Origin of the sequence: Neobacillus sp. GCM10023253 (assembly GCF_042653105.1) — a bacterium.
GTDB classification, from domain to species: Bacteria; Bacillota; Bacilli; order Bacillales; family Cytobacillaceae; genus Neobacillus; species Neobacillus citreus.
The window spans coordinates 44,184-51,217 of record NZ_JBHSHV010000038.1 but is presented as its reverse complement, the minus strand read 5'-3'; the positions used below and the strand labels follow the sequence as shown (position 1 = coordinate 51,217).

Annotated in this window: 8 protein-coding genes; all 8 read right to left on the bottom strand. The window is 41.5% G+C overall.

The annotated features are described in order from the left end of the window. Nucleotides 1–325 precede the first annotated feature (325 nt). Nucleotides 326–1,828, bottom strand: a complete 1,503-nt coding sequence (lysS, locus tag ACFPA1_RS29015; RefSeq protein ID WP_378588615.1) for a lysine--tRNA ligase — start codon at nucleotides 1,826–1,828, stop codon at nucleotides 326–328. 172 nt (nucleotides 1,829–2,000) lie between these two features. Then, on the bottom strand, nucleotides 2,001–3,002 hold the full coding sequence (gene dusB / locus ACFPA1_RS29010; RefSeq protein WP_213148304.1) for a tRNA dihydrouridine synthase DusB: 1,002 nt from the start codon (nucleotides 3,000–3,002) through the stop codon (nucleotides 2,001–2,003). Between the two features lie 35 nt (nucleotides 3,003–3,037). Continuing rightward, nucleotides 3,038–3,244 carry a helix-turn-helix domain-containing protein gene (locus ACFPA1_RS29005; protein WP_213121119.1) on the bottom strand — a complete coding sequence of 69 codons (207 nt, stop codon included), beginning with the start codon at nucleotides 3,242–3,244 and terminating at the stop codon, nucleotides 3,038–3,040. After that, nucleotides 3,196–3,723, bottom strand: coding sequence for a 2-amino-4-hydroxy-6-hydroxymethyldihydropteridine diphosphokinase (folK, locus tag ACFPA1_RS29000; RefSeq protein ID WP_213148305.1), 528 nt, complete (start codon nucleotides 3,721–3,723; stop codon nucleotides 3,196–3,198). The genes ACFPA1_RS29005 and folK overlap by 49 nt, the downstream gene beginning before the upstream one ends. A gap of 2 nt (nucleotides 3,724–3,725) precedes the next feature. Then, the gene (folB, locus tag ACFPA1_RS28995) at nucleotides 3,726–4,085 is read right to left on the bottom strand and encodes a dihydroneopterin aldolase (protein WP_213148306.1); all 360 of its coding nucleotides are present in this window, start codon (nucleotides 4,083–4,085) and stop codon (nucleotides 3,726–3,728) included. Continuing rightward, nucleotides 4,078–4,923, bottom strand: a complete 846-nt coding sequence (gene folP, locus ACFPA1_RS28990; RefSeq protein ID WP_213148307.1) for a dihydropteroate synthase — start codon at nucleotides 4,921–4,923, stop codon at nucleotides 4,078–4,080. Before folP ends, folB begins: the two co-directional genes overlap by 8 nt. Nucleotides 4,924–5,030: 107 nt before the next feature. Next, complete coding sequence (gene cysK / locus ACFPA1_RS28985) at nucleotides 5,031–5,960, bottom strand: cysteine synthase A (protein ID WP_213148308.1); 930 nt, start codon at nucleotides 5,958–5,960, stop codon at nucleotides 5,031–5,033. 163 nt (nucleotides 5,961–6,123) lie between these two features. Next, nucleotides 6,124–7,023 (bottom strand): peptidyl-prolyl cis-trans isomerase, encoded by a 900-nt coding sequence (locus tag ACFPA1_RS28980; protein ID WP_378588609.1) that lies wholly within the window; start codon nucleotides 7,021–7,023, stop codon nucleotides 6,124–6,126. Between the last annotated feature and the right edge of the window lie 11 nt (nucleotides 7,024–7,034).

The window sequence follows — 7,034 nt, the reverse complement described above, 5'->3', positions numbered from 1 at the left end:
GTTACGTTGGCTTCGTTTCAAATGAAACGAATATTATTGTTTGTTGACGTTTTTGTTTGTTTAGTTTTCAAAGAACTATTTAACTCGCCGCCTAAAAGCGACTTTCTTATCATACCAAGTTATCGACTTAATGTCAACAACTTTTTCGAAATCTTTTGTCGAAGACTTAATGTCTCGCAACAACAGTTATTAATATACCACCATTAATAATTTCGTGCAATAGTTTTTATCAGTTTTTTCAAACCTAAATACAAGTTTAAATATTCACTCTTTTTATTGAAAAATAAAAGGAAAAGTGCTGTCTTAACAGCACTTTTCCATATTGTTACTTATGACGCATTAGTGGGAATAACAGAACATCACGAATCGATGGTGAGTTTGTCAATAACATTACTAAACGGTCAATACCGATTCCTAGACCGCCTGTTGGAGGCATTCCATATTCCAATGCCTCTACGAAATCTTCATCCATCTCGTGCGCTTCATCATTACCCTGCTCGCGTTCTTTTAACTGTGCTTCAAAACGCTCACGCTGATCAATCGGGTCGTTCAATTCTGTAAATGCGTTAGCATGCTCACGGGCAACGATAAACAGCTCAAAACGGTCTGTAAAGCGCGGGTCCTCGTCATTTTTCTTCGCAAGCGGAGAAATTTCAACCGGATGTCCATAAATGAATGTAGGTTGTATCAACTTTTCTTCTACTTTTTGCTCAAAGAATTCATTAACGATATGACCATACAGCATATGCTCAGTAATTTCTACACCATGTTCCTTCGCAAGCTGACGGGCTTCCTCGACGCTCGTCTCTTTCCAGAAATCAGCACCAGTGTATTCTTTGATGGCGTCAACCATGTGGAGTCTTTTCCACTCCGGCTTGAGGTCTACTTCATATTCTCCGTACTGTACAGTTGTTGTACCTAATACTTCTTGCGCAATATGAGCAATGAGGTTTTCTGTCAAACTCATAATATCGCGATAGTCAGCATATGCCTCATATAATTCAATCATCGTAAACTCAGGATTATGACGTGTAGAAACACCTTCGTTACGGAATACCCGGCCGATTTCATAAACCTTTTCAAGACCGCCGACAATCAAACGCTTCAAATGAAGCTCAATCGCAATTCGCATGAACAGCGGCATATCAAGAGCATTATGATGTGTGATAAATGGTCTCGCAGATGCTCCGCCAGCAATGGCATGCATCATCGGTGTTTCAACCTCTAGATAACCATGGTCATCTAAATAACGACGCATTGATTGAATGATTTTACTGCGGGTAATAAAGGTTTCTTTGCTTTCCTGGCTCATGATTAAATCTAAGTAACGCTGACGGTAGCGCTGTTCGACGTCCTTTAAGCCATGGAATTTATCCGGCAGCGGGCGGAGTGCTTTCGTTAAGAACACAAAGTTATCAACTTTTACAGATAACTCGCCAACTTTCGTTTTAAATAAGGTTCCGTGTACTGCTACAATATCGCCTAAGTCAGCTGAATCAAAAATCTCATATGACTCTTCGCCAACTGCGTCCTGTCTTACGTATAATTGAATTTGGCCAGTTAAATCCTGGATATGGGCAAATCCAGCTTTCCCTTTGCCACGTTTCGTCATAATTCTCCCAGCAATAGCAACAGTCACATTTAGGGTTTCCAATTCTTCTTTATCAACTTCGCCATATTGACTGATTAACTCTTGACTGCTATGTGTACGATCAAAACGTTTACCAAAGGGATCTAGACCTTTTTCCCGCATCGAATGCATTTTTTCACGTCTGACCTTTAATTGGTCATTTAATTCTTCACTCACACTATCAACTCCATTAATCATTTTATGTAAAACGCATGTTAAACCGCGCATCTGCATACTTCTATTATTTTACACAAACTGAAGAATTCAGACATCTAAAAAAGATAGAATACAATAAAAACTGCCAGTAACCCACTGGCAGCCTTAACATCAAACAAAATAATTATAGAAAATGGCACAATTTATGTCAAATTCAGCCTACTATTGCCTGGCTTTGTTCTTTTGCCTCTGCGTCTACTACTAATTCGTTTAACAAGGAAACGAGCTGTTCACGTGTAAGACACTCATTGACGGCGTTACGCGCCTTGGCATTGCCGCGGATACCTTTTAAATACCAAGCAGCATGCTTGCGCATTTCACGGACTGCGATATCCTCGTTTTTCAACGCAATCAAACGATCGAGGTGAAGGATACAGACATCAATTTTTTCACGGACAGATGGTTCGCCCATTAATTTCCCCGTTTCTAAATATTGAACCGTACGATAAATCATCCACGGGTTTCCAAGTGCAGCCCGGCCAATCATGACGCCGTCAACACCGGTTTCATCCAGCATTCTTTTTGCATCCTGTGGTGTTTCCACATCACCGTTGCCGATGACAGGAATATTTACTGACTGCTTTACTTCACGGATAATATCCCAATTCGCTTTTCCTTCGTACATTTGGACGCGCGTTCTACCGTGCAGCGCAACAGCTTTCCCGCCTGCCTTTTCAACCATTTGTGCGTTTTTAACTGCAAAGATATGGTCTTCATCCCAGCCCATCCGCATTTTAACCGTAACAGGCTTTTCAACCGCATCTACCACTGCCGAAACCATTTCATAGATTTTATTAGGATCAAGCAGCCATTTCGCACCTGCATCACATTTTGTGATTTTTGGAACCGGACAGCCCATATTAATATCGATAATATCAGCGTTCGTATTTTTATCGACGAATCTTGCTGCCTCGACAAGCGTTTCTTTTTCGCCGCCAAAAATTTGCAGGCTCAATGGTTTTTCCCGCTCATCAATATAAAGCATGTTCATTGTTTTTTCATTTTTAAAAACTATACCTTTGTCGCTGACCATTTCGGCGCAGACCAATCCGGCGCCAAACTCTTTTACCGTCAGACGGAATGCCGAATTACAGACTCCAGCCATAGGCGCCAAGACGACAGGGTTCTTCATTTCAATATTGCCAATTTTCAGCATTAAACGTCCTCCTTAACTAAAATTTTTCTATCCATCTATTCCTTTGGTGCTAAATCTTCCTTGGTTATTTTTAAAGACAACGCAATTTTCTCCAACAGCTCCTCTGCTGGCAGACGGTTGCCCCGCTCAATTTCTCCCAAAATGGAAACTGATACCCCCAGTTCCTTTGAAAAGCTCTCTTGTGTAAAACCTTTTAGCTTCCGATAGGCTCGAATCCGCCTTCCCCACTTTTCTGCTTCCATATTCGGACTCCTTCTTTATCTTGTAATTCAACCATATATGCTCTAAGAGGCTTCTTCATCCCCGAAATATGAATATCTGGATTTATTTCAAAAAGCGGAATCATCACAAACGCCCGTTCCAGCATCCGCGGGTGCGGAACGATAAGCTTCTCTGTTTCAATATTTTCGTGATTGAATGTCAAAATGTCAAGGTCAATCGTCCGCGGCCCCCATCTGATCTCCCTTTTCCTGCCAAGTTCCTGCTCGGTTTTTAAACATGTATCCAATAGTTCATTGGCGTTTAAGACTGTTTTAACCTCGATTACCATATTTAAAAATAAATCCTGATCCTCATAACCGATAGGATCTGTCTCGTATATAGAGGACTTATTTACCAACTGAATTCCCGGATGATTGGTTAAGATTTGGATAGCCTTTGCCATATTATCATAACGGTTTCCGATATTTGAGCCAAGGGAAATAAATGCTGTATTTTCCACTTTTATCTTCTCCTTGTAATCTCGACAGCAACGGATTCGTAATGGCCGGGAATAGGAGGATCAGGCTTAATCACCTTCACCGTAACCTCTTCAACTAAAGGAAATCCTAATAAGACACTTCCGGCAATTTTCTCAGCGACTGCCTCGACCAACTTTTTAGGTTCACCCTCGACTACTTCCTTACATAATTGATAAAGCTCACCGTAATGAACAGAATGTTCAAGCGCGTCAGTTTCACCTGCTGCTTTTAAATCCAATGAGACCGACAAATCGACAGAAAAGCGCTGTCCCAATACGGTTTCTTCGGGAAAAACGCCGTGGTACCCGTAAAACTCCATACCATTAACATATATTTTATCCAAGCATGTCACCCTTTCCCATCATTGCATCCATCATTCTTGCCATCCTGCTCATTTCTTTGACATCGTGAACACGGATCATTTGGCAGCCTTTTTGAATGCCGTAACAGATGGTTGCCCCTGTACCCTCCATTCTTTCATTAACAGGCAGATTTAAGGCCTGTCCAATCATCGTTTTTCGGGAGGTTGCCAAGAGAACCGGGTAGCCAAGCATCACAAGCTTATCCAAATTTTGCATCATCAACAGATTTTCTTGATAGTCCTTAGCAAAACCAATGCCCGGGTCGAGAATAATATTTTCATCCTTCACACCCGCTTTTTTAACAATCGCGATGCTTTCATATAAATCATTGATGACATCCCTTACAAACAATCGATAATTTCGATCATGGCGATTGTGCATTAAGATAATTGGAACATCATATTCCGACGCAACCTCACCCATCCGCTCATCCGCCTTTGCCCCCCAGATATCATTAATAATATGGGCACCAGCTTGGATCGCCTGCCTGGCCACTTCCGCTTTGTATGTATCAATCGAAATTGGCACTTGAACTTGTTTGGCAATGGCCTCAATAATCGGAACTACCCGCTTAATTTCTTCCTCCTCAGGAACTACCGCAAAGCCAGGACGGGTAGATTCTCCACCGATATCAATAATATCAGCGCCTGCTTCAACCAGTTTCTTAGCATGTTCAACAGCCCTGTCAATATTATTAAATTTACCGCCGTCGGAGAATGAATCTGGTGTGGCATTGAGGATTCCCATCACAATGGTTTTTTTGCTCATGTCCAATGTGTATGGCCCGCAATGGATGTTTTGTTCAAAAGCTGCATTCATCCCATTCCCTCCTAAAAACTCTTATCCTTTAATCATACAATAAAAGAGGACTAGGACACAAAAAAAAGAGGACGCCGGCAATTGCCGACGACCCCCTGTCCGTTCACTTATTCTACATCGTATTGATATAGAGGAGTACTTAAATAACGCTCGCCGTTATCAGGTATAATTGCTAATACTTTTTTGCCTTTTCCAAGTTCCTTTGCCACTTTTAATGCTGCAGAAATAGCAGCGCCGGAAGAAATACCGCCAAGAATTCCTTCTTCTCTGGCCGCACGGCGGGAAGCATCAAATGCTTCTTCCGTGCTAATTTGAACAACTTCATCATAAATTTCTGTATTTAATGTATCAGGCACGAAGCCAGCACCAAGGCCTTGCAGCTTATGCGGACCCGGCTTACCGCCAGATAGAATTGCTGAATCCTGCGGCTCAACAGCATAGATTTTTACATTAGGGAATTTTTCACGGATAACACTGCCTGCACCTGAAATAGTTCCGCCTGTACCAATACCGGAAACAAATCCATCAAGCTGATCCATTTGCTCGACAATTTCTTTCCCTGTTGTTTTGCGGTGAACCTCAGGGTTTGCTTCGTTTTTGAACTGTTGCGGCATAAAGTAGCCGTTTTCAGCAACTAAAGCTTCTGCGCGAGCAATAGCCCCCTTCATTCCTTCTGGTCCTGGTGTAAGAACTAATTCAGCACCATAGGCGCGAAGCAGATTCCGTCTTTCTAAGCTCATTGTTTCTGGCATTACAAAAACAGCTTTATAGCCCTTGGCAGCAGCTACCATCGCAAGTCCGATACCTGTATTGCCGCTTGTAGGCTCAACAATTGTATCGACACCTGGTTTGATTAAGCCTTTTTCTTCTGCAGCTTCAATCATTGCTAATCCGATACGGTCTTTTACACTGCTACCTGGATTAAAGTATTCAAGCTTTAAATAAACATCTGCGCTATTTTCATCAACTAATTTGTTAAGCTTTACAATCGGTGTTTGCCCAATTAATTCTGTAATGGAATTTGCCACACGAACCATCTGAAATCTCTCTCCATTCTATTCCGAGTATTTTTATTGGATTTATATATATTGAATTTACCAGTTTTATACTTGTTTTGTCAATCATTTTGACTAGGGAATTTTGTGAAAATTTCCGAAACAGATTTGCCTAAAAGAAAAACACAAGATGGATTCCTGTGCTTTAATTTGTTTCGTTATTTGTCCCGTAAAACCAGTTTACCTTGGCTTCTTTCCAGAAGGAAGAAGCAGAGGCTGGGGTCTTCATCTGCTCTAAGGCCAATTGGCGGCGGACTTGTTTTTTAACCTCGTCGAAGGAGTACTTTTTACCGCTGATTTTGTCTTCCATTTTGATGATGGCGTACCCATCGTCAATCTTAAAGGGTTTACTATAAGCTTTTTTCTTTAATTTTTTTGCCGTGTCAATATAACTTTCTGGGTATCGCTCATCCCCATCACTAATATATCCAATATCTCCGCCTTCATTCGCAGAGAATTCATCAATGGAACGCTCCATGGCCAAAGCTGAAAAACTCGACCCCTGCGCCAATTCTTTTATCGCCTTATTCGCTTCTTCCTTGGTTTTCACTACAATATGGGATAGATGATAAATTTCCGGGACATCGTATAAATCCTTGTTCTTTTGGTAATAGCTCTGTAATTCTTTATCAGAAATGATTACATCTTTTGTCAAAAGCTCTTGCAGGAGAAGACTGTCCTGAATTTGTTCCTTCCACCTTTTCTCATCCAGCTGACTTTTTTGGCTGAATGCGCTATTCGTGGCCTGCAAGAGCCGAAATTCACGTTCAACCTCTTGGTCTGAGATTTTAATGTCATACTTCTTTGCCATCTCACGAATAACCTTTTGGTCAATCAACTCTTTTAAGATATCTTTCCCATATCTTTTTTCCAATTCATTTAGCCATTCCTGCCTTGTAACTGACTGCTTCCCCACGGTTGCCACAGCTTCATCATTTATTGCAGTCCCGCCATCTCCGGTTCCCTTTGCCAGAAAAAAGGCGATGGTTAAACAATTCAGCATGATAAGGCCGGCGATTACCATCCACAGTTGCTTTTTCCCCAAGCCTAATTCTC